Origin of the sequence: Ancylobacter sp. FA202 (assembly GCF_000380205.1) — a bacterium.
Classification (GTDB): Bacteria; Pseudomonadota; Alphaproteobacteria; order Rhizobiales; family Xanthobacteraceae; genus Ancylobacter.
The window spans coordinates 2008584-2029174 of record NZ_KB904818.1 but is presented as its reverse complement, the minus strand read 5'-3'; the positions used below and the strand labels follow the sequence as shown (position 1 = coordinate 2029174).

The 20591-nt window shown below is 68.2% G+C and carries 21 protein-coding genes and 2 pseudogenes; 8 read left to right on the top strand and 15 right to left on the bottom strand.

The window, feature by feature from the left end; all coding sequences use genetic code 11:
* Positions 1-160: 160 nt before the first annotated feature.
* Positions 161-715, top strand: a complete 555-nt coding sequence (locus A3M1_RS0109250; RefSeq protein WP_018388678.1) for a cysteine hydrolase family protein — start codon at positions 161-163, stop codon at positions 713-715.
* Positions 716-719: 4 nt separating this feature from the next.
* Here A3M1_RS0109250 and mutS read toward each other — a convergent pair whose 3' ends face one another.
* From mutS to A3M1_RS0109235, 3 genes are read right to left on the bottom strand one after another with little or no spacing between them, the layout of a single operon-like run.
* The gene (mutS, locus tag A3M1_RS0109245; RefSeq protein ID WP_018388677.1) at positions 720-3455 is read right to left on the bottom strand and encodes a DNA mismatch repair protein MutS; all 2736 of its coding nucleotides are present in this window, start codon (positions 3453-3455) and stop codon (positions 720-722) included.
* Positions 3456-3514: 59 nt separating this feature from the next.
* A complete protein-coding gene (locus A3M1_RS0109240) occupies positions 3515-4003 on the bottom strand; it encodes an MmcB family DNA repair protein (RefSeq protein WP_018388676.1) in 489 nt (162 codons plus the stop codon).
* Between the two features lie 9 nt (positions 4004-4012).
* Entirely contained in the window at positions 4013-5494 is a 1482-nt protein-coding gene (locus tag A3M1_RS0109235; RefSeq protein WP_018388675.1) for an MATE family efflux transporter, read from the bottom strand.
* Between the two features lie 200 nt (positions 5495-5694).
* Between A3M1_RS0109235 and argB the strand changes: the two genes are divergently transcribed.
* The 4 genes from argB to dapE all read left to right on the top strand — a co-directional run bounded on the left by argB (position 5695) and on the right by dapE (position 9788).
* Positions 5695-6588 (top strand): acetylglutamate kinase, encoded by an 894-nt coding sequence (gene argB, locus A3M1_RS0109230; RefSeq protein WP_018388674.1) that lies wholly within the window; start codon positions 5695-5697, stop codon positions 6586-6588.
* 165 nt (positions 6589-6753) lie between these two features.
* On the top strand, positions 6754-7491 hold the full coding sequence (locus tag A3M1_RS0109225) for a pyrimidine 5'-nucleotidase (RefSeq protein ID WP_018388673.1): 738 nt from the start codon (positions 6754-6756) through the stop codon (positions 7489-7491).
* A 65-nt stretch (positions 7492-7556) separates the two neighbouring features.
* Complete coding sequence (gene dapD, locus A3M1_RS0109220; RefSeq protein WP_018388672.1) at positions 7557-8399, top strand: 2,3,4,5-tetrahydropyridine-2,6-dicarboxylate N-succinyltransferase; 843 nt, start codon at positions 7557-7559, stop codon at positions 8397-8399.
* Positions 8400-8576: 177 nt separating this feature from the next.
* Positions 8577-9788 (top strand): succinyl-diaminopimelate desuccinylase, encoded by a 1212-nt coding sequence (dapE, locus tag A3M1_RS0109215; protein ID WP_018388671.1) that lies wholly within the window; start codon positions 8577-8579, stop codon positions 9786-9788.
* A gap of 7 nt (positions 9789-9795) precedes the next feature.
* On the opposite strand, the gene A3M1_RS0109210 is transcribed toward dapE, so the two are convergent.
* Complete coding sequence (locus tag A3M1_RS0109210) at positions 9796-10104, bottom strand: hypothetical protein (protein ID WP_018388670.1); 309 nt, start codon at positions 10102-10104, stop codon at positions 9796-9798.
* A 139-nt stretch (positions 10105-10243) separates the two neighbouring features.
* On the opposite strand from A3M1_RS0109210, the gene A3M1_RS0109205 reads away from it, so the two are divergent.
* From A3M1_RS0109205 to A3M1_RS0109195, 3 genes are all read left to right on the top strand, one after another.
* Complete coding sequence (locus A3M1_RS0109205) at positions 10244-10687, top strand: NUDIX hydrolase (protein WP_018388669.1); 444 nt, start codon at positions 10244-10246, stop codon at positions 10685-10687.
* 51 nt (positions 10688-10738) lie between these two features.
* Positions 10739-11146 (top strand): TIGR02301 family protein, encoded by a 408-nt coding sequence (locus A3M1_RS0109200; protein WP_018388668.1) that lies wholly within the window; start codon positions 10739-10741, stop codon positions 11144-11146.
* Between the two features lie 168 nt (positions 11147-11314).
* Complete coding sequence (locus A3M1_RS0109195) at positions 11315-11587, top strand: hypothetical protein (RefSeq protein WP_018388667.1); 273 nt, start codon at positions 11315-11317, stop codon at positions 11585-11587.
* Positions 11588-11599: 12 nt separating this feature from the next.
* Here A3M1_RS0109195 and A3M1_RS0109190 read toward each other — a convergent pair whose 3' ends face one another.
* From A3M1_RS0109190 to A3M1_RS0109145, 11 genes and pseudogenes are all read right to left on the bottom strand, one after another.
* A complete protein-coding gene (locus tag A3M1_RS0109190) occupies positions 11600-12064 on the bottom strand; it encodes a GNAT family N-acetyltransferase (RefSeq protein ID WP_018388666.1) in 465 nt (154 codons plus the stop codon).
* Between the two features lie 101 nt (positions 12065-12165).
* A complete protein-coding gene (gene rpsU, locus A3M1_RS0109185; protein WP_018388665.1) occupies positions 12166-12408 on the bottom strand; it encodes a 30S ribosomal protein S21 in 243 nt (80 codons plus the stop codon).
* Positions 12409-12650: 242 nt separating this feature from the next.
* Positions 12651-12920: pseudogene (locus tag A3M1_RS26885) on the bottom strand (DUF1330 domain-containing protein); the annotation flags it as partial.
* Between the two features lie 51 nt (positions 12921-12971).
* Positions 12972-13271 (bottom strand): annotated as a pseudogene (locus tag A3M1_RS26880) (DUF1330 domain-containing protein); the annotation flags it as partial.
* A 24-nt stretch (positions 13272-13295) separates the two neighbouring features.
* Positions 13296-14006, bottom strand: a complete 711-nt coding sequence (gene pyrF / locus A3M1_RS0109175; RefSeq protein ID WP_018388663.1) for an orotidine-5'-phosphate decarboxylase — start codon at positions 14004-14006, stop codon at positions 13296-13298.
* Positions 14007-14081: 75 nt separating this feature from the next.
* On the bottom strand, positions 14082-14666 hold the full coding sequence (locus A3M1_RS0109170) for an NADPH-dependent FMN reductase (protein WP_018388662.1): 585 nt from the start codon (positions 14664-14666) through the stop codon (positions 14082-14084).
* A 37-nt stretch (positions 14667-14703) separates the two neighbouring features.
* Positions 14704-15339 (bottom strand): class I SAM-dependent methyltransferase, encoded by a 636-nt coding sequence (locus tag A3M1_RS0109165; protein WP_018388661.1) that lies wholly within the window; start codon positions 15337-15339, stop codon positions 14704-14706.
* Positions 15340-15511: 172 nt separating this feature from the next.
* Positions 15512-16660, bottom strand: a complete 1149-nt coding sequence (dnaJ, locus tag A3M1_RS0109160) for a molecular chaperone DnaJ (protein ID WP_018388660.1) — start codon at positions 16658-16660, stop codon at positions 15512-15514.
* Between the two features lie 211 nt (positions 16661-16871).
* Positions 16872-18767 carry a molecular chaperone DnaK gene (dnaK, locus tag A3M1_RS0109155; protein ID WP_018388659.1) on the bottom strand — a complete coding sequence of 632 codons (1896 nt, stop codon included), beginning with the start codon at positions 18765-18767 and terminating at the stop codon, positions 16872-16874.
* Positions 18768-18998: 231 nt separating this feature from the next.
* Positions 18999-19940: a sugar phosphate isomerase/epimerase gene (locus tag A3M1_RS0109150; protein ID WP_018388658.1), complete on the bottom strand. Its 942-nt coding sequence runs from the start codon at positions 19938-19940 to the stop codon at positions 18999-19001.
* A gap of 137 nt (positions 19941-20077) precedes the next feature.
* Positions 20078-20482 (bottom strand): VOC family protein, encoded by a 405-nt coding sequence (locus A3M1_RS0109145; protein ID WP_018388657.1) that lies wholly within the window; start codon positions 20480-20482, stop codon positions 20078-20080.
* Positions 20483-20591: the final 109 nt, after the last annotated feature.

The following is a 20591-nucleotide window of genomic DNA, read 5'->3' as shown; positions in this document are numbered from 1 at the left end:
CCGTCATGCCCGGGCCTGACCCGGGCATCCACGTCTTCCCGAGCCGCGATGAAAAGTGGTGGATCCCCGGGTCAAGCCCGGGGATGACGTTGTGGGGCCGGGAGGACCGCATGTCGCGACGCGCCCGTCTCGTCTAGACTGGTACCCGGGGGAGGCCGTCATGCTGCCGTTCAACGCCGCGCTGCTTGTCATCGACCTGCAAAACGCCATCGACCATCCGAAATGGGCGGTCCACGGCCCGCGCAACAATCCAGGCGGCGAGCAGGTCGTTGCCCGCCTGCTCGCCGCCTGGCGCGAAGCCGGGCGGCCGATCCTTCACATCCGTCACGACTCCCAAGATCCGGCCTCGTCCTATTACGTCCACGGCCCGGGAAGCCCGTTCAAGCCCGAGGCGGCACCGCTCGGAAGCGAAACCGTTGTCGCCAAGAGCGTCCACAGCGCCTTCATCGGCACGGATCTGGAAGCACGGCTGCGCGCCGCCGGAATCGCCACAGTGGTGGTCTGCGGCGTCATCACCAATAATTCCGTCGAGACCACGGTTCGCATGGCCGCCAATCTCGGCTTCGATGTCGTGCTGGTGGAAGATGGCTGCTTCACCTTCGCCCGGCCGGACCACGCTGGCCGCCTGCGCAGCGCCGAGGAGGTGCATGCGATGTCGCTTGCCAACATGGACGGCGAGTACTGCACCGTGGTGCGGGCGGTCGACATCCTGTAGCGTCTCACCCCGCCTTTGCCGCCGCCTTCAGGCGGTAGAGCGCTTCCAGCGCCTCGCGCGGGGTCATTTCGTCGGGGTCGATGCCGGCGAGCGTCGCCTTCACCGCCGCCGCCACCGGGTCGGCCTTTGCCACCGGGGCGGCGGGGGCCGGGGCGCGGTTCAGCGCGGCGAAGAGCGGGAGGTCGTCGAGGATGCGCTGGGTCGGGGCGGCGCGGTCGGCGGACTCCAGCTCGGTGAGCACCGCGCGGGCGCGCTCCACCACCGCGTGCGGCAGGCCGGCGAGCTTGGCGACCTGGATGCCATAGGAACGGTCGGCGGCACCCGGCACCACCTCGTGCAGGAAGATCACCTCGCCCTCCCACTCTTTCACCTTCACCGTCGCGTTGACGAGGCGGGAGAGGCGCTGGGACAGCGCGGTAAGCTCATGAAAATGAGTGGCGAACAGGCCCCGGCAGCGATTGGTCTCGTGCAGGTGCTCAAGGCTCGCCCAGGCGATGGACAGGCCGTCAAAGGTGGCGGTGCCGCGCCCGATCTCGTCGAGAATGACCAGCGAGCGCTCCGTCGCCTGGTTGAGGATGGCGGCGGTCTCCACCATCTCGACCATGAAGGTGGAGCGCCCGCGCGCCAGATCATCCGCCGCGCCGACGCGCGAGAACAGCCGGTCAACGATGCCGATGCGGGCCAGCGTCGCCGGCACGAAGGCGCCGGCCTGGGCGAGGATGGCGATCAGCGCGTTCTGGCGCAGGAAGGTCGACTTGCCCGCCATGTTGGGGCCGGTGACCAGCCAGATCCGCCCGGCGCGGGCGCCCTCGGGCGGGGAGAGCTCGCACTCATTGGCGACGAACGGCCCGCCATCCCGCCGCAGCGCCTGCTCCACCACCGGGTGGCGCCCGCCCTCGATGCGGAAATCCAGCCCGTCATCCACCTCCGGGCGCACATGGCGCTCATCCACCGCCAGCTTGGCGAGGCCGGCGGTGACATCGATGACGGCGAGTGCCTCGGCGCAGGCGCGGATCGCCTCGGTCTGGCCCATGACAGCGCCGACCAGTTCGTCGAACAGCAGCTGCTCCAGCGCCAGTGCCCGCTCGCCGGCGCTGGATATCTTCGCCTCCAGCTCCGCCAGCTCGGTGGAGGTGAAGCGCATGGCACCCGCCATGGTCTGGCGATGCAGGAAGACGGCGTCGAAGGGCGGCTCGCGCAGCCGGTCGGCATTCTGCTGGCTCACCTCGACGAAATAGCCGAGCACCGCATTGTGCCGGATCTTGAGGGCGCGCACCCCCGTCTCCTCGACGTAGCGCCGCTCCAGCGCCGCCACCACGCGCCGGCTCTCGTCGCGCAAGGCGCGGGTGGCGTCGAGTTCGTCCTGGTAGCCGGCGCGGATGAAACCGCCATCGCGCCGGTTCAGCGGCAGCTCGTCGGCGAGCGCGGCGGTGAGCGTCGCCGCCAGCGCCGGATCGACGCCTGTGAGCGCGGCGGTGGCCCGCGTCAGTTCGGCGGGTGCAGGGGCATCGGCGATCAGCCCGGCGATGGCGGTGCCCTCAAGCAGCCCCCTTCCGATGGCGGCAAGATCGCGCGGGCCGGCACGCCCCAGCGCCACCCGCGAGAGGGCGCGGGCAAGGTCCGGTACGCCGGCCAGGCGCTCGCGCAATTGGGCGCGCAAGCTGGTCTCATTGGCCAGACACTCCACCGCATCGAACCGATCGGCCACCCGCTTCGGGTCAGTCAGCGGCTCGGCGAGACGGCGGGCGAGCAGGCGCGCGCCGGCGGACGTGACGGTGCGGTCCACCGCCGCCCAGAGGCTGCCGGTGCGCTCGCCCGTGGTGGTGCGCAGGATTTCAAGGTTCGCCCGGGTCGCCGGGTCGATGATCATCGCCCCGCTGGAGGCCTCGCGCTGCGGCCGTCCCAGCGGCGGGCGAGCGCCGAGCTGGGTGCGCTCGATATAGGCGACGATGGCCCCCGCAGCGGCCAGCTCGGCGCGGGAGAAAACACCAAAGGAATCAAGCGTTGCCACCTGGAAGAAGCCGGCGATGCGGCGCCCGGCCGTAGTGCCGTCGAAGCTCTCCTTCGGCAGCGGCGTGACCGCCGGCAGGGTGCGCCAGAGCGGGCGCAGCTCGGCATCCTCGTAGACTGCGTCGGCGACCAGCAATTCGGCCGGCTCGATGCGGGCGAGATCGGCGGAAAGCCTCGTGCTGTCGGTCTCGGCGACGCGGAAGGAGCCGGTGGAAATGTCGGCGAAGGCGAGAGCGTAGACATAGCCGTCGCCCTCTTCGCCCGCGCCGCCCTTCACCCGGGCGAGGCTCGCCAGCACATTCTCGCGCCGGGCGTCGAGCAGCGCGTCCTCGGTGATCGTGCCGGGGGTGACGAGCCGGATGACGTCGCGCTTGACCACGCTTTTCGGCCCGCGCTTCTTCGCCTCGGCCGGCGGCTCCATCTGCTCGCACACGGCAACGCGGTAGCCGGCGGCGATCAGCTTGTGCAGATACTCCTCCGCCCGGTCCACCGGCACCCCGCACATGGCGATGTCCTCGCCCTGGTGCTTGCCGCGCTTGGTGAGCACGATGCCGAGCGCGCGCGCAGCGATCTCTGCGTCTTCGAGAAAAAGCTCGTAGAAATCGCCCATCCGGTAGAACAGCAGGCTGCCGGGATTGGCGGTCTTGATCTCGATATACTGCGCCATCATCGGGGTGACGCGCTCGGTGTCGGCCGCCTTGGGCGCGGTGCTGCTCACGGTCTCATCCATGGCGAGGACGCTGGCAGAGGCGGGGCCCGCCTTTCAAGCGCCATGGCCGGTTATCCCCTCTAAAGCGCGATGCCGCGCAGGGCCTCGGGGTCCATAAGCCCCATCAGCCTTCCAGCGGCGGCGCGGGCGAAGCGCAGGGTGAGCGCCTTGCGGGTGGCGCCCGGGATCGGGTGGCGCGGCGCCTCGCGTACCAGCCCCGCGCCGAACATGTCGGCGACCAGTATGCCGGTGTCCTCGGGCAGGATGTCGAGCGGGAAATCCGGTCCGACGGCGAAGAACAGCCGGTCGCAATAAAGCCGGTACTCGCTCCATTTGCGGTCGGTGCGGAAGTCGATGACCGAGGACTTGATCTCGACCACCCACACCTCCCCGCGCGTGTCGAGCGCGGCGATATCCGCGCGGCGGCCGGAGGCGAGGCTGAACTCGGGCACGCCGACGAGCCCGCGCGCCGCCAGATAGCGCAGCGCCCCGCGCTGAATGCCGCGCGCGGTCTCCGACTGACGCCCATCGGGGGGCAGGACGAGGTCGGGAAAGCTGGTATCGCTCATTCCCGTACTCTATCCGTTCTCCTCCTCGCGAGGAAAGACCCCGGCAGCGGTCTCGATGGCGGGGGCGTCCTCGCCACGCGAAAAGGGCGGCAGTTCCGGGCCGGCCAGCGCGGTTGCCGGTGCCGGCGGCGGCATGCCGGCGTGCAGCCGGCGGACCACGGCGAAAGCCGAGATCAGCGCCGCCACGCCGAAGGCGACCGAGCCCAGCGCCTGCCCGGCGAGCACCCCCTCTACGCCATACCAGTGGCTGCCGAGCCAGACAAAGGGAATGGTGCCGAGCGTCGCCCGTCCCCAGTTGAAAAGGGTGGAGAGCAGAGGCGCGCCGAGATTGTTGAAGGCGGCATTGGCGACGAACAGCGCGCCGAAGAACACATAGGCACCGGCCGCGTAGAGGCAGAAGAACTCGACCAGCGCCACGCCCTCCGCCGACAGACCGAACAGACCGGCGAGCGGCTGGCGCGCCAGCGCAAGGAGCAGCCAGACGCCGAGCACATAGGCGATGGTGAGCTTCAGGCTGTCGCGCACCGTCTGGCGCACCCGGTCATAGCGCTGGGCCCCCACATTCTGGCCGATCACCGGGCCGATGGCGCCGGTGAGGGCGAAGAGCGGGCCGAAGGCGACCGGTATCAGCCGACCGATCACCGCCCAGGCCGCCACCGCCGCATCGCCATGCGGGGCAAGGGCATAGGTGACATAGGCATTGCCGACCGGGGTGGCGATGTTGGTGAGGATCGCCGGCACCGCGATGGCCGAGAGCGGGCCGACATCGGTCATAAAATCGGCCAGCTTCGGCCGCGCCGCGAGCCGATGCACCCGGATCACCGCGTTGAGTCCGTAGGCAGTCATCACCACGCGGGCGATCACCGTGGCGATGGCTGCACCCTCGACGCCGAGGCCGAGCCAGAGAATCAGCAGCGGGTCGAGCACCGCGGTGGCGAGGCCGCCGGACAGCGTGACCCACATCGAGCGCCGCGCATCGCCAATGCCGCGCAGCGTGCCCGAGGCGGCCATGCCGAGACCAAGCAGGGGCGTGGAGGGCAGCACGATCAGCAGGAAATTCCGCGCCAGCTCCAGCGTCCGCCCAGTGGCGCCGAGCAGCGCCAGCAACGGGCCGAGAAAGGGCAGCATCATGAGCGTCATCAGGCCGGTGGCGAGCGCCATGTAGATCAGCGAGGAAGTGGAGAGCCGCCGCCCGTCGACCAGCCTTCCGCTACCGATCGCCCGCGACACCAGCGCCGAGCCGGCGATCATGACACCGATGCCGACCGAGGTGGTGAAGAACATCACCGTGCCGGCATAGCCGATGGCCGCCGCCAGTTCCTCCTCGCCCAGCAGCGAAATGTAGAACAGGTTCAGAAGGTCGACGACGAACACCGCCATCAGGCCGACCGAGCCGGCCGCCGTCATGGTGGCGACATGGCGGAGCGTCGAGCCTTCGACGAAGCGGGCCTTAAGGGGCTTGCGGGTGGCGGGCGTTTGCATCGGGTGCATATGGCATGCGCGGGGGCCGGCGGACAGGTTGGCCGGTGCAAGCCATTTCTTGCACGCCCGCCCTCCATGCCCGCCCTCCCGCCGACACAAGGCGATGATTGAGAAGCGTCATCGAAATCGGCTAGAAGGGCACTCCCCATCCGGCCGCCCGCGCGGCCACGCGCCTGTCTCATTCCCGCTCCCGTGCGAACGGACCTGCCATGACCTCCGAGACCATTGACGACCACACCAAGGCCCGCGTGCTGGTGCAGGCGCTGCCGCATATGCAGCGCTATGACGACGCCATCATCGTGGTGAAATATGGCGGCCACGCCATGGGCGACGAGCAGGTGGCGCGGGACTTCGCGCAGGACATCGTGCTGCTCGAACAATCGGGCGTGAACCCGGTCGTGGTGCATGGCGGCGGGCCGCAGATCGGCGCCATGCTGGCCAAGCTCGGCATCAAGTCGGAATTCGCCGCCGGGCTGCGCATCACCGACAAGGCCACCGTCGAGATCGTCGAGATGGTGCTGGCCGGTTCGATCAACAAATCCCTTGTCGGCTTCATCAACGAGGCTGGCGGCAAGGCGCTGGGCCTGTCCGGCAAAGACGGCAACATGGTCGTCGCCTCCAAGGTGACGCGCTCGGTGCGTGATCCCGATTCGAACATCGAGCAGGTGATCGACCTCGGCTTCGTCGGCGAGCCCGAGACGGTGGATACCACCGTGCTCGACCAGATCCTCGGCCGCGAATTGATCCCCGTGCTCGCCCCGGTCGCCACCGGCAAGGGCGGCGGCACCTTCAACGTCAATGCCGACACCTTTGCTGGCGCCATCGCCGGTGCGCTGGGCGCCAAGCGGCTGCTGCTGCTGACCGACGTGCCCGGCGTGCTCGACCGCGACAAGCAGCTCATCAAGGAATTAACCATCGCCCAGGCTCGGGCGCTGATCGCCGACGGCACGATTTCCGGCGGCATGATCCCGAAGGTGGAAACCTGCATCTACGCGCTGGAGCAGGGCGTGGAAGGAGTGGTGATCCTCGACGGCAAGGTGGCTCATGCGGTGCTGCTGGAGCTGCTGACCGACCACGGCGCCGGCACGCTCATCACGCGGTGATGCCAAAGGACGGCTGGCGCCGCTGACCACGTGACCCCAAGCGCCACGTCATCCCCGGGCTCGTCCCGGGGATCCACGTCTTCGGGAGCGCACGGGAACGACGTCGTGGATGCCCGGGCCAAGCCCGGGCATGACGACCGAGAGCGTTTCAGCTAGAAGAGCGGCATGTCCTCTTCCTCCCCTTCCCGTTCTGCCGAGTCCGCCCGCACCGCGAAACTCGACTTCTCCCATGTCGAGACCTGGGTGTTCGATCTCGACAACACGCTCTACCCGCCCGGGCTCGACCTGTGGCGACAGATCGACATGAAGATGCGCGCCTATATCGCGAACTTCCTCGGCCTGACGCTGGACGAGGCCTTTGCGCTGCAGAAGGGCTATTACCGCAAATACGGCACCTCGCTGCGCGGGCTGATGATCGAGCACGCGATGGACCCGGACGACTTCCTCGCCCATGTTCACGCCATCGACCTTGCCAGCCTAGACGCCGCCCCCGCGCTGGGCGAAGCGCTCGGCGCGCTGCCGGGCCGCAAGCTGGTCTACACCAATGGTTCGCGCGGCCATGCCGACCAGGTTCTCGACAAGCTCGGCATCTCCGAGCATTTCGCCGATGTGCACGACATCGTCGCCGCCGAATTCCACCCCAAGCCGCAGGAAAGCGCCTATCGCGGCTTCCTTACCCGCTTCGACGTCGATCCGACCCGTGCGGCGATGTTCGAGGACCTCGCCCGCAACCTCGAAGTACCGGCCATGCTGGGCATGCGGACCGTGCTCGTGGTGCCGCCGGGCCTCGCGGTGAACCCCGCCGATCGCGAGGCGTGGGAGCATGAGGGCCGCGACGGCGCCCATATCGACGTGGTGACGGACGATCTGACGGCGTTCCTGAACGGCCTGCGGAGTTCCTGATGCGACTCGGCCGTTGACAGAAGCGCGCCGCGACCGGACAAGACCCGCGAACAGCGGAGAATGACATGTCGAGCCAGCTTCAGAGCATCATCGAGACCGCCTTCGACAACCGGGCCGAGGTCAATTTCGAGACCGGCGGCGAGATCCGCCACGCGGTAAACGAGGCGCTCGGCCTGCTCGATGCCGGCCAGGCGCGCGTCGCCGAGCCGGGCGCGGACGGCAACTGGACCGTCAACCAGTGGCTCAAGAAGGCTGTGTTGCTCTCCTTCCGCCTCAACGACATGACCGCCATCCCCGGCGCCCCCGGCGGCGCCCACTGGTGGGACAAGGTGCCCTCCAAGTTCGAGAGCTGGGGCGAGGCCGAGTTCCGGGCCGCCGGCTTCCGCGCCGTGCCGGGCGCCATCGTCCGCCGCTCGGCCTTCATCGCGCCGAATGTGGTGCTGATGCCTTCCTTCGTGAATCTCGGCGCCCGCGTCGATGCCGGCTCGATGGTCGACACCTGGGCGACGGTCGGCTCCTGCGCCCAGATCGGCAAGAACGTGCATCTGTCCGGCGGAGTCGGCATTGGCGGCGTGCTGGAGCCGCTGCAGGCCGGCCCGGTCATCATCGAGGATGACTGCTTCATCGGCGCGCGCTCGGAAGTGGTCGAGGGAGTCATCGTCCGCCGCGGCGCGGTGCTCTCCATGGGCGTGTTCATCTCCGCCACCACCAAGATCATCGACCGCGCCACCGGCGAGGTTTTCATCGGCGAGGTGCCGGCCTATTCGGTCGTCGTGCCCGGCGCCCTGCCCGGCAAGCCGCTGCCGAACGGCCAGCCCGGCCCCTCGCTCTACTGCGCGGTGATCGTCAAGCGCGTGGACGAGCAGACCCGTTCCAAGACCTCGATCAACGAGTTGCTGCGCGATTGAAGCGGAGGCCGCGGGCAGCTCTCGTCAGGCGGTCGTGTCCCTGGTCGTCATCCCCGGGCGTGACCCGGGGATCCATGTCTTCGGCGCCGCTGGAAAGCGTGGATGGCCGGGACAAGCCCGGCCATGACGGCTAAACAGATGGTTGCCGGCTCCGGAGACTCCGCCAGAGGACGTGTTATGACCGCCACCGCGCCTTCCTTCCATGCCCCGGCAGACCCCGTCGACATTCTGCGCACACTCATCCGCTGCCCCTCGGTGACACCGGCAGAAGGAGGCGCGTTGGCCTATCTCGACGCTGTGCTCTCCAATGCCGGCTTCGCCACCCACCGGGTGACGCTCACCGGCCCAGACACGCCGGATGTCGAAAATCTCTACGCCCGCTTCGGCACGCGCGGCCCCAATCTGTGCTTTGCCGGCCATACCGACGTGGTGCCGCCCGGTGATCCCACCCATTGGCGCTTTCCCCCCTTCGAGGGGGCGATCCAGGACGGGCTGATCTATGGCCGCGGCGCGGTCGACATGAAGGGCGGCGTCGCCGCCTTCATCGCCGCCGGGCTCGACTTCGCCGGCGCCCATGGCCACGACCCCGACCATGCGGACCTGCCCGGCTCGATCTCCTTCCTGCTCACCGGCGACGAAGAAGGCCCAGCCATCAACGGCACCGAGAAGCTGCTGCGCTGGCTGGCCGACCGCGACGAGCGGATAGACCATTGCGTGCTGGGCGAGCCCACCTCGCGGGCGGCGCTGGGCGACATGGTGAAGATCGGGCGGCGCGGCTCACTCTCCGGCACGCTCACCGTGCACGGCCGGCAGGGCCATGTCGGCTACCCCCATCTCGCCGAGAACCCGATCCCCGGCATGGTGAAGCTGCTCGCCGCGCTGAAGGCCGAACCGCTCGACGGCGGCAACGCGCATTTCCAGGCGTCGAATCTCGAAGTCGTCTCGGTCGACGTCGGCAACCCCGCCTTCAACGTCATTCCCGCCGAGGCGCGGGCGCGCTTCAACATCCGCTTCAACGATCTGTGGACGCCGGAAACGCTGGCCGCCGAGATCGAACGCCGCATGGTGGCGGCGGCTGGCAATGAGGTGCGCTTCACCCTCGGCTTTGAGGCCCGCTCCTCCGACAGCTTCCTCACCGCCCCAAGCGATTTCGTCGATCTCGTGGTCGAGGCGATCTCGGAGGCCACCGGCCGCCGGCCGGAACTCTCCACCACGGGCGGCACCTCGGATGCCCGCTTCATCAAGGATCACTGCCCGGTGGTCGAGTTCGGCCTGGTAGGTACCAGCATGCATGCGGTGGACGAATCGACGCCCATCGACGAAGTCGCGGCGCTCACCCGGACTTATGCCGGGGTGATCGCGCGTTATTTTGCGCTGTTCGGGCGCTGACGCGCGGCTACTTGCTCTTCAGCCCCGGCGCGAGGGCGTCGACCCGGCTCGTGCTGTTCACATCGGTGGAATAGAGGTCGGTCTGCACGCTGCCGCTGATCTTCACGCAGGTGGAGGACCCGGCCAGGCGGGTGAACCCAGCGCCAAAGTGGGCGCAGGCGGGGTCACTCGTCTCGGCGACCGTGGCAGGAGTGCGGCCGGGCACGGCAGTCTGTGCGGCCACCGGCAGGCTGCCGAGGAGCGTCGCCCCGGCGAGCAGCAGGGCGTGGGCGCCAGAGCGCCGGGCGCTGCGTCCGTCCTTCGCCGTCTTGCCCATGGCTTCCCTCGCTACGTGAATCCTTGCCGAGCTTCCGATCCGAATGCGGCTCCAATCGGGCGCGGTCAAGGCCAGCCACTCAGAGCGCCGGGCGGGAAACCGGATAGGATGGCACCGATTCGCCCACCGGACGCCCGCCATGCCGAACCTTATCCGACCCGTGCTCGCCACCAGCGCCGCCGTCTTCCGCGACGGACGGGTGCTGCTGGCCCGGCGCGGCCGCCCCCCTTCGCTGGGACTGTGGACCTTGCCGGGCGGACGGGTGGAGCCGGGCGAAACGCTGGCGCAGGCCGCCGCGCGCGAGGTGATGGAGGAGGTGGCCGTGGCCTGCGAGATCCTCGGCGTCGCCGGCGCGCTCGACATCATCCAGCGCGATCCGGACGGCGCGCTTTCCGCCCATTTCGTCGTGGTCAGCCATGCCGCGCGCTGGGTCCAGGGCGAGCCCCAGGAGGGGCCGGAGGCGGCGGAAGTCGGCTGGTTCCACCCCGCCGCCCTGCCGCAGAAAACTACGCCCGGCCTCGGGGAGATCGTCGCGGCCGCCCTCGTGCTGGCGCGCGCCACGGATGCGCCAGAGTCGCAATAGGCGGCTATGCCGGCTCTTGACGCCCGCGCGGCGCCGGCGCACCACAGGCGCATGCCACGCTCCCCGCTCGTCCCTCTGCTGTCTGCTGCCCTGCTGGCGGGGCTTGTTATCGCCTCGCCACAGCGAGCACTGGCGCAGGCGACGCAGGGCGGTGCGCCGCCTTACGAGGCCGAATTGCTGCATCTGGCCGAAATTCTCGGCGCGCTTCATTACCTGCGCCCCCTGTGCGGCGCGGCCGAAGCGACGCGCTGGCGCGACGAGATGCAGGCCATGCTTGATATCGAAGCGCCCTCGGGCGACCGTCGCGGCCAGCTCACCAGCGCCTTCAACACCGGCTATGAGAGCTACCGCCAAGTCTACCGCGTGTGCACGCCCTCGGCGGAACTGGCCAGCCAGCGCTATCTGGAGACCGGCGCCAAGCTCGCGCGTGACGTTGCAACCCGTTACGGTAGCAACTAAGCCGCGCAGCGCCGCCACGTGGCGGAACGATTATGTCACACCTGTCGCATTTATGCCGCGGCAAATTAACCGTCCTTCAATTCTTGGGCGGACGTGCCGCCGGGGCATGCTAAGGTTTCGGCGTTGCGTGCCCCGCGGGGCGGGAACCCGGCACGCGGAGGGTTTGGTTTGTCTCAGCTTCCTGGAACGCTCGATATCGACGACAAGGCCGACCAGGCTCACGAGGACGAGCGCCATGCCGCGCTCGCCTATCTCGATGAGGCGTGGAACGAGGCCGTCTATGACGGGCTCGACGAGGACTGCCTCGCCCAGGCGGCCCTGTTCACCGCCATCCGCTCCATGGTCGCCACCTATGGCGAGGAAGCCGCCGCCGGCTTTGCCGAGCGCCTGGCCGAGCGCATCCGCGCCGGCGAGTACACGATTCCCTATAATCGCCAGTAGCCGGCGCCCGCTTTAGCCGCGACGCCGGACAAAGATCTCCAGCCCGTCGACGTCGGATTCCACAAGGCTCCAGCCGCGTGCGGCGTAGTAAGGCGCCAGTCGCGCTTCCGCTGCCAGATACACGTGCTCATGGCCGCTGGCGAATGCCGCCTCGGTCGCCCGCGCCATCAATGCCGCGCCGATCCCCTGTCGCGTGCTCACTGGCTCCACCCAGAGCGCGGCGACCCAGGGCGTCAACGCGGGGCGCTGGTCGACGTCGCTGGCAATGAGCGCGGCGCAGCCAAGGAAGCGTTCGCTGTCATGCGCGACGAAAGTCGCCGGCACCGGGCTTCGCCCAAGGCTCTCGTCGAGCCGGGCGCGCAAGGCGTCCAAAGGCACGCCCTTTCCTTCCCACCAGGCCCGCCAGACGCGTTCGGCCACCACGGCGGCGAAAGCGGGGACCTCACGCAGGTCCGACACGGTGCAGGCGAGTGCCATGCGGCCCATTCTCCCAACGCAAAAAGCGCGGTGACTGTCGTCACCGCGCTTGGATATCTTTCAGGTCCTGGCAGTCCCGAAGGGGACCGCACAGCGTCGTGTCAGCGGGGACCGCCGGGAACGACCTTAGGCTTCGAGGGCAGCAGACCTTCGCGCTGGGCGCGCTTGCGGGCCAGCTTGCGCGCGCGACGGACGGCCTCGGCCTCCTCGCGGGCGCGCTTCTCGGACGGCTTCTCGTAATGGCCGCGCAGCTTCATCTCGCGAAAGATGCCTTCGCGCTGCATCTTCTTCTTCAGCGCCTTGAGGGCCTGATCGACGTTGTTGTCCCGAACGAGAACCTGCACGTGTCTTCCTCTTTCGTGCTTCGCGTATCGCGCATCGTTGAATTCTGGCGATTGGCGCGGGTCTCCCGAAACCTACGGGATGGCGGGCAGCCAATCAGGGTGAGGGCACATAGCAGGACTCTTTCGTGTTGTCCATCGTCGACGCGCCGGCGAACCGCACAAAGCCCCGCGAGCTTGCGTCTTTGCCCTTCCCGCACGCTCTCGCCGAGGCACCGCCTCATTTGCGCAAGAGCGGGCGCCGGTCACACGCCGGCGAGCGCGATCACCTCGGCCACCGCCGCTTTGCTGCGGAAGGCCAGCGCCGCCTGGTATTCCGGCGAGTTGTAGCAGGCCAGCGCGGCCGCCAGATCCTTGAAGGCGACCAGCACATTGCGCGAGCGGGCCTCGCCGTGCACGCCCTCGTGCCGCCCGCCGCGCACCACGAACCAGCCCTCATATTTCGCGATGGCGATGGCGTCGGCGGCGACATAGGACTTGTAGGTTTCCATGTCGTGCACGTCGATCCGCATCACCCAATAGCCGGTGCCAGACCCATCCGCCGGGCCTGCGATCGTCGCGGCCGCCGGCTGCTCGCCTTCGTAGCCCTCGATGATCAGGTGCTCGCCCTCAGAGGAGGCGACTCGATGGGTGTAGGCGGCTTGGTATTCCGGCGACTGGAAGCAGGCGAGCGCGGTCTCGTAATCCTTGAATTCGACCACGACATTGCGCGAACGGGCGGTGCCCTCCAGCGCCTCCGGCGTGCCGCCGCGCAGCAGGAACCGGCCGCCAAAGGCGGCAATCGCCGGCTCGGCGCCCTGAAGATAGGGCTTGTAGCCGTCCGTATCGTGCACATCGAGGCGGCTGATCCAGTAGCCCTTGGCCATTGTTCTCGGTCCTTCTGCGTGGGTTCAGGAAAGCGCGCGGGCGATCTCGGCCTGCACCGCCCGGGCGGCCGCGACGGGATCGGGCGAGGCGACGATCGGCCGGCCGACCACCAGATGGTCGGCCCCGGCACGGATGGCGGCAAAGGGCGTGGCGATGCGCTTCTGGTCGCCGACATCGCTGCCGTCCGGGCGCACGCCGGGGGTAACGATGGCGCCCCTTTGGCCCAGCGCCGCGCGCACAGAGGCGGCGTCAGTCGGGGCGCAGACAATGCCGTCAATGCCGATCTCACGCGCCTGCGCTACCCGGCGCGCCACCGTTTCCGCGACGCCGGCGCCATAGCCGGCCTCGGTAAGGTCGGCCTCGTCATAGGAGGTGAGCACGGTGACAGCGAGAATGCGCAGCGGGCTCGCCCCCTTGCCCTCCATGGCCGCGCGCATGGTCTGGGGATAGGCATGCACGGTGGCGAAGCTGGCGCCCAGTGCGGCGAGGCTGGCGACGCCGCGCGCCACCGTGTTGCCGATGTCGTGCAGCTTGAAGTCGATGAACACCTTGCGGCCATCGGCAACCAACTCGCGGGCAAGGCCGAGGCCGCCGGCAAAGCCGAGCTCGTAGCCGATCTTGTAGAAGCTCACGCTGTCGCCGAGCCGGGAGATGATGCTCTCCGCCGCCCCGAGCGAGGGCAGGTCGAGAGCGACGATCAGCCGGTCGCGCGGATCGGGAACAGGGGCGTGCATGAGGAAAGTCTCCGCGCTTGAGCCTTTTCCGCAAAAGCTGAACGCGCTTTGCGAGACGAAAAGGCTCCGGCCTCTCTAGGCGCGCAGACCCGCCCGCAGCGCCGCCTGCTCGATAAGCGCTGTCATCACCGCGCGCAACCTCTCGCGCGCTTTCTCGTCCTTGAAGTCGCCGCGTTCGTCGAAAGCGCCTGAGGCGCCCGCCAGCATCACCTGTTCGGCCAGCACCAGGGCGCCGAGCCCCAGCGCCAGCGTCTGTCGCAGCATCATCGAGGCACGATAGCCCCCTAGTCCGCCGGGCGAGGAGGACCCGATAGCGTAGACCGGGCCCTTGAAAGCGTCGCCCTCGCCGCCGCGCACGCGGCTGGCCCAGTCGATCGCGTTCTTCAGCAGCGGCGGCAGGCCGGCATTGTATTCCGGGGTGACGATGAACACACCGTCGGCGCGGGCCAGCTGGTCGCGCAACTGCTTGGCGGCGGCAGGCACGCCCTCGCTGGCTTCGAAGTCGCCGTCATAGATCGGCATCGGGTAGTCGGCCAGCGACAGCAGCACCGGCTCGCATTCCATCAGCGCCAATTCCTTCGCCGCCAGCGCGGCCAGGCTGGCGGAGAAAGAACCGGCACGGATGGAGCCGGCGAAGACGAGGATACGAGGCTGGCGCATAGGAGCTCCTGCGATGACGCGGCCAGTGCGGCCAGCCTCACGCCTCGGCCGCGCTCAGCTCCGGCGTCGGCGCGTGGTGAGTGTTGGAACGATACACCCAGACGCGGGCGGGCGGCAGATTGGCCCAGATGCGCTGGCTGACATGGGCGTCGAAGCGCTCCGGCGCCAGCGGCACCGGCGAGACGACGGCATAGGTGAACTGGATGAAAGGCGCGCGCGGCACTGACAGGCCAAAGGCCTGGTCGAGCAACCCGTGACGCTCGGGGGCCGGGCGGGTGAACAGCGGCAGGCTGGACACCACAGCCGCCGAGGGCCGGTCGAGATGGCTCTCCACCGTGCGCGCCATGTTGTAGGCGTCGCCCTGTATGACGGTCGCGGCGGGGAAGCGCAGGCGCAGCAGCTTGCAGAATTCCGGGTTGTACTCGATCAGCACCAGCCGCTCGGGCGCGACGCCGCGGGCGATCAGCGCCGTCGTCACCGGGCCGGTGCCAGGCCCAAGCTCGATCACCGGACCATCCTGCTCGGGGTCGACGAAGCTCGCCATGGTGCGCGCGAGGGCGCGGCCGGAAGGCGAAACGGCGCCGGTACGAAGCGGGTTCTGCAGCCAGGACTGGAGGAAGCGGACTTCGTCGGGGCGCTCTTTCGGCGAGGGGACGGCAGAACGATGGAGCATGCGACTTCGATTCCGGTAAGCCGTGGCGGGAAGGCGCGCAACGCAAGGCGGCGAGGCGAGGGCAGCGCGGCGACGAGGCAGGTGCCGCGCGCCAAGAGGCCGAGGCCAACACTAGAGGCCGGACAGCCTCCTGTTAAGGCCTCGCGATGACGCAGTGATTACGTTTCGCCGCTTATTCGGCATCGCCGGCAAAGAAATCCTTTACCCGGGCGAAGAAGCCGCTCGATTCCGGATGAGTGTCCTTTGAACATTCCGCATCGAACTCGCTCAGAAGTTCGCGCTGACGTCGCGTCAGGTTCTGCGGTGTTTCGACGACAACCTGCACATACATGTCGCCGCGCGTGCGGCTACGAAGTACCGGCATGCCCTTGCCGGACAGGCGGAAACGCTTGCCGGACTGCGTGCCCTCGGGAATCTTCACCTTCGTTGTCTCGCCATCGATGGTCGGCACCTCGCAGGTACCCCCGAGCGCGGCGGAAACCATGGAGATCGGCGCCCGGCAGAACAGGTCCGCCCCGTCGCGCTGGAAGAAATCATGCGGGGCGAGCGACAGGAAGATGTAGAGGTCGCCCGGAGGGCCGCCGCGCACCCCGGCCTCGCCCTCATTGCCGAGGCGAATGCGGGTGCCGTCCTCGACACCGGCCGGAATGCCCACTTCCAGGGTGCGCTCCTTGGTGGTGCGCCCGGCACCGTCGCAAGCCGGGCATGGGTCCTCGATCACCTGACCACGGCCCTGGCAGGTGGGACAGGTGCGCTCGAGGGTGAAGAAGCCCTGCGCCTGGCGAATGCGCCCGGACCCTGAACAGGTGCGACAGGTGGTCGGCTGGGTGCCCGGCTTGGCGCCGGTGCCCGAGCAGGTTTCGCACACGATCGAGGTCGGCAGGCGGATGGTGGCGTCCTTGCCGGAGAACGCCTCCTCCAGCGTGATTTCCATGTTGTAGCGCAGGTCCGCCCCGCGCTCGCGCCCGCCCCGTCCGCCACCACTGGCGGCACCGCGCCTTCCGCCGGACATGCCGAACAGGTCATCGAAAATGTCGGAGAAGGTGGAGGCGAAGTCGGAGCCGAAGCCCGGCCCGCCCGGACTGCCCATGCCACCATCAAAGGCGGCGTGACCGAAACGGTCATAGGCCGCGCGCTTCTGCGGGTCCTTGAGGACGTCGTAGGCCTCGCTGATTTCCTTGAAGCGAACCTCGGCGTCACCATTGCCGGGATTCTTGTCGGGATGCCACTTCATCGCCAGCTTGCGATAGGAGCTCTTCAGCTCGCCATCGCTGCAGGTGCGGGTGACTTCGAGGAGTTCATAATAGTCGCGTTTGGACATGGGTCGCTGTGCCGTCGCATCCTTGGCCGCCGCCGGCGCTTCCCGCGGCGGGCGGTCCCGGCCGCCATGCAGGAACCCTGCCGGAGGACGCCCCGGCGATGATCCTGCGTGCCGGGCTTATGCTACCCGTGGCGGCTGCGGCACCGGCCGCACGGCCACGGAAAGAAATCCGCCCCCGGAACGGAGCCCGGGGGCGGTGCTCAGATGTCGATCAGGCCGACTTCTTCTTGTCGTCGTCGACCTCGGTGAACTCGGCGTCCACCACATCGTCCTTCGGCGCCTCGTCGCTGCCGGCATCGCCCTGCTGGGAGGCGTACATCGCCTCACCCAGCTTGAGAGAAGCCTGCGCCAGCGTGTTGGTCTTGGCGACGATCGCTTCGCCATCATCGCCTTCCATCGCCGCCTTGAGATCGGCCAGCGCCGTCTCGATCGCGGCCTTCTCAGGCGCGCCGACCTTGTCGCCATAGTCGGCGAGCGACTTCTCGGTCGAGTGGATCAGCGCCTCGGCGTGGTTCTTGGCCTCGACGGTGGCGCGACGCTTCTTGTCTTCCTCGGCGTGCGCCTCGGCGTCCTTCACCATCTTGTCGATGTCCGCGTCCGATAGGCCGCCCGAGGCCTGGATGCGGATCTGCTGCTCCTTGCCGGTGCCCTTGTCTTTGGCCGAGACATTGACCAGGCCATTGGCGTCGATGTCGAAGGCGACCTCGACCTGCGGCACGCCGCGCGGCGCCGGCGGGATGCCGACGAGATCGAACTGGCCGAGGATCTTGTTATCCGCCGCCATTTCGCGCTCGCCCTGGAAGACGCGGATCGTCACAGCGGTCTGGCCGTCCTCGGCGGTGGAGAAGACCTGGCTCTTCTTGGTCGGAATGGTGGTGTTGCGGTCGATCAGGCGGGTGAACACGCCGCCCAGCGTCTCGATGCCGAGCGAGAGCGGGGTCACGTCGAGCAGCAGCACGTCCTTCACGTCGCCCGCGAGCACGCCGGCCTGGATCGCGGCGCCGATGGCGACCACTTCATCCGGGTTGACGCCCTTGTGGGGCTCCTTGCCGAAGAACTGCTTCACCACTTCCTGCACCTTGGGCATGCGGGTCATGCCGCCGACGAGAACGACCTCGTCGATCTGCCCGGCGGTGAGGCCGGCATCCTTGAGCGCCTTCTTGCAGGGCTCCATGGTGCGCTGGATCAGGTCGTCCACCAGCGCCTCGAACTTGGCGCGGGTGAGCTTCATGGTCAGGTGCTTCGGGCCCGAGGCATCCGCCGTGATGAAGGGCAGGTTGATCTCAGTCTGGGACGCGCTCGACAGCTCGATCTTGGCCTTTTCGGCGGCTTCCTTCAGCCGCTGCAGGGCGAGCTTGTCGTTGCGCAGGTCGATGCCCTGCTCCTTCTTGAACTCGTCGGCGAGATAGGTGACGAGCCGCATGTCGAAGTCTTCGCCACCCAGGAAGGTGTCGCCATTGGTCGACTTCACCTCGAACACGCCGTCGCCGATCTCCAGGATCGAGACGTCGAAGGTGCCGCCGCCGAGGTCATAGACCGCGATCGTGCCGGCCTGCTTCTTGTCGAGGCCATAGGCCAGGGCAGCCGCGGTCGGCTCGTTGATGATGCGCAGGACTTCGAGGCCGGCGATGCGGCCGGCGTCCTTGGTGGCTTGGCGCTGGGCGTCGTTGAAATAGGCCGGGACGGTGATGACCGCCTTGTCGACCTTGGCGCCGAGATAGGCCTCGGCCGTCTCCTTCATCTTCTGCAGCGTGAAGGCGGAGATCTGCGAGGGCGAATACTTCTTGCCGTCCGATTCCAGCCACGCATCGCCATTGTCGCCACGCACAATCTGGTAGGGGACGAGCTTCTTGTCCTTCTCGACCATCGGGTCTTCATAGCGGCGGCCGACGAGGCGCTTCACCGCAAAGAAGGTGCGCTCGGGGTTCGTGACCGCCTGGCGCTTGGCCGGCTGGCCGACGAGGCGCTCGCCATCCTCGGTGAAGGCGACAATGGAGGGCGTGGTACGCGCGCCTTCCGCATTCTCGATCACCTTTGGGGTCGAGCCTTCCATGACCGCGACGCAGCTATTGGTCGTGCCAAGATCGATGCCGATGACTTTAGACATATGTTTCTCCTTCCGGCAGGCCGGCCGGACCTTCTTGAAGCACCCGGAGAGGAACGGACTGGATGCCGTGCCCCCGGACCGGCCCCCAAACAATAGGGTACGACGCTATCCGCGCCGTTCGTGGCCGATATAGGGGGCGGCCGTTTCCGCCGCAAGAAGCAGCGGGCGGGGAAAAGATGCGCCGCACGAAAGCCTCGCCCGGCGCAGGGGCCGCCGGGGCCGGCCCGCCCCTCACAGGGCGGGCACAAATGCCGGCTGGAAGCGCCCGGCGAGAGCCCGCAGCACGGCCACCTGGTCCTTGAGCTCGCGCCAGTGGCGTGGGTTCAGCTCCAGCATGGCAACCGCGCCGGCGGGCGGGCGCACCATCTGCACAACCGCGTCCCAGTCGATGCCACCCCAGCCGATCGGCAGGTGCAGGTCGCCTTCGCCAAAGGCCACCGCCTCGGCCGGGTCGTAGAACCACAGGTCGCCCGGCCGGCGCTCATTGGGGCGGCCGAATGAATCGTGCAGGTGGAAATGAGCGACATGCGGCGCCAGCGCCGCCATCTCCGCGATGGGGTCAAGCCGGGCATCGGTGCAGCGGATATAGGCGTGGCTCACATCGAGCGTCGCCTTCACCGCCGGATGGTCGATCGCCGCCAGTTCGCCGGCGAGCTTGGCCGGGGTCGCGGTCTCGCGGGCGTGAACGAAGCGGAAAATGTTCTCCACGCACAGCGTCACCCCATTGGCCGCCGCATGGTCGCCGGCGCGGGCGAGGGCATCGCGCTGGCGGGAATAGGCGACTTCGAGATCATCCTCGGGGTCCCGCACGAAGCCGGTGTGGATGACGAGATGCTGGGCGCCGAGGGCGGCGGCGATGTCGATATTGGCGGCGAGCACCTTCTCGTGGCGCGCCAGGCGCTCGGGCAGGTCCATCAGATTGACCGCCAGCGCGCCGTGCACGCTGTAGCCGAGACGGCGGCCCTGGAGCGCCCGGACCAGATCTTTCAGCCGGTTGTCGAGGATGCGCCCGTCCACCACGAGGTGCCAGGCATAGACCGGCAGCTCCACCATATCGACGCCCAGCGCTTCCGCCTCGTCGAGCCCGGCGCCCACATCGTCAAACTCGGGACTCCCCTCGCGAAGGGAGAAGCCGCAGGCGCGAATGGCGGGAACCGGGATATGGAACTGCATCGTGTCGATCTTCCCCAGGAATTAGGCGTGGAACGAGAGCGACCGCCGCGCGGCGCACCGCCAGATTACGGCACATATATGGCACAGACGTAACGGATCGACCGAATCGTCTGAAATAACGGCAGGTTAGAGGTCGCCTACGCGCCGGATGGGAGGCACGGTGTCGGCGTCATCCAACCGGCAACCGCGCCTTGCGAATCGCGCACGATGGCGATGCGGCCGACCTCCGGCACATCGAAGGGCGCGCGCAGCACGGCCCCGCCGGCGGCAACCGCGCCCTTGATACGCTTGTCCACGTCGTCGACGGCGATATAGGCGAACCAGTGCTCGGGCACGCCCTCGAATTCCGGTCCGTCGAGTACGAAGATGCCGCCGACCTCGGCTTCGCCGCTGTGAATGAGGGCATAGTCGGGACCGTCCGCCATGGGCATCGCGGTAAAGGTCCAGCCGAGCGTGGCGGCATAAAAAGCCTTGGCGGCTTCCATGTCGCGGGTGTTCAGCTCGTTCCAGATGAAGACGCCGTGCGGTGTCGTTTTTGCCATGGTTCCCCACCTCAGCGTTAGCACTTCGGACACCATAACCCGAAATCCCCCGCCGGGTTCATCACCGTCGGTGGCCCCGCCCGCCATGTTGACGCCGCTATGGCTTGCG

Excerpts from the sequence above, each read along its gene's own strand:
- A3M1_RS0109165 (WP_018388661.1), bottom strand. The coding sequence starts at position 15,339 with ATGCTCCATCGTTCTGCCGTCCCCTCGCCGAAAGAGCGCCCCGACGAA.
- A3M1_RS0109150 (WP_018388658.1), bottom strand. The coding sequence starts at position 19,940 with ATGCAGTTCCATATCCCGGTTCCCGCCATTCGCGCCTGCGGCTTCTCC.
- A3M1_RS0109240 (WP_018388676.1), bottom strand. The coding sequence starts at position 4,003 with ATGAGCGATACCAGCTTTCCCGACCTCGTCCTGCCCCCCGATGGGCGT.
- dnaK (WP_018388659.1), bottom strand. The coding sequence starts at position 18,767 with ATGTCTAAAGTCATCGGCATCGATCTTGGCACGACCAATAGCTGCGTC.
- A3M1_RS0109250 (WP_018388678.1), top strand. The coding sequence starts at position 161 with ATGCTGCCGTTCAACGCCGCGCTGCTTGTCATCGACCTGCAAAACGCC.
- A3M1_RS0109210 (WP_018388670.1), bottom strand. The coding sequence starts at position 10,104 with ATGGGCAAGACGGCGAAGGACGGACGCAGCGCCCGGCGCTCTGGCGCC.
- dapD (WP_018388672.1), top strand. The coding sequence starts at position 7,557 with ATGTCGAGCCAGCTTCAGAGCATCATCGAGACCGCCTTCGACAACCGG.
- A3M1_RS0109205 (WP_018388669.1), top strand. The coding sequence starts at position 10,244 with ATGCCGAACCTTATCCGACCCGTGCTCGCCACCAGCGCCGCCGTCTTC.
- A3M1_RS0109235 (WP_018388675.1), bottom strand. The coding sequence starts at position 5,494 with ATGCACCCGATGCAAACGCCCGCCACCCGCAAGCCCCTTAAGGCCCGC.
- mutS (WP_018388677.1), bottom strand. The coding sequence starts at position 3,455 with ATGGATGAGACCGTGAGCAGCACCGCGCCCAAGGCGGCCGACACCGAG.
- dnaJ (WP_018388660.1), bottom strand. The coding sequence starts at position 16,660 with ATGTCCAAACGCGACTATTATGAACTCCTCGAAGTCACCCGCACCTGC.
- A3M1_RS0109200 (WP_018388668.1), top strand. The coding sequence starts at position 10,739 with ATGCCACGCTCCCCGCTCGTCCCTCTGCTGTCTGCTGCCCTGCTGGCG.
- argB (WP_018388674.1), top strand. The coding sequence starts at position 5,695 with ATGACCTCCGAGACCATTGACGACCACACCAAGGCCCGCGTGCTGGTG.
- A3M1_RS0109145 (WP_018388657.1), bottom strand. The coding sequence starts at position 20,482 with ATGGCAAAAACGACACCGCACGGCGTCTTCATCTGGAACGAGCTGAAC.
- A3M1_RS0109190 (WP_018388666.1), bottom strand. The coding sequence starts at position 12,064 with ATGGCACTCGCCTGCACCGTGTCGGACCTGCGTGAGGTCCCCGCTTTC.
- dapE (WP_018388671.1), top strand. The coding sequence starts at position 8,577 with ATGACCGCCACCGCGCCTTCCTTCCATGCCCCGGCAGACCCCGTCGAC.
- A3M1_RS0109225 (WP_018388673.1), top strand. The coding sequence starts at position 6,754 with ATGTCCTCTTCCTCCCCTTCCCGTTCTGCCGAGTCCGCCCGCACCGCG.
- A3M1_RS0109170 (WP_018388662.1), bottom strand. The coding sequence starts at position 14,666 with ATGCGCCAGCCTCGTATCCTCGTCTTCGCCGGCTCCATCCGTGCCGGT.
- pyrF (WP_018388663.1), bottom strand. The coding sequence starts at position 14,006 with ATGCACGCCCCTGTTCCCGATCCGCGCGACCGGCTGATCGTCGCTCTC.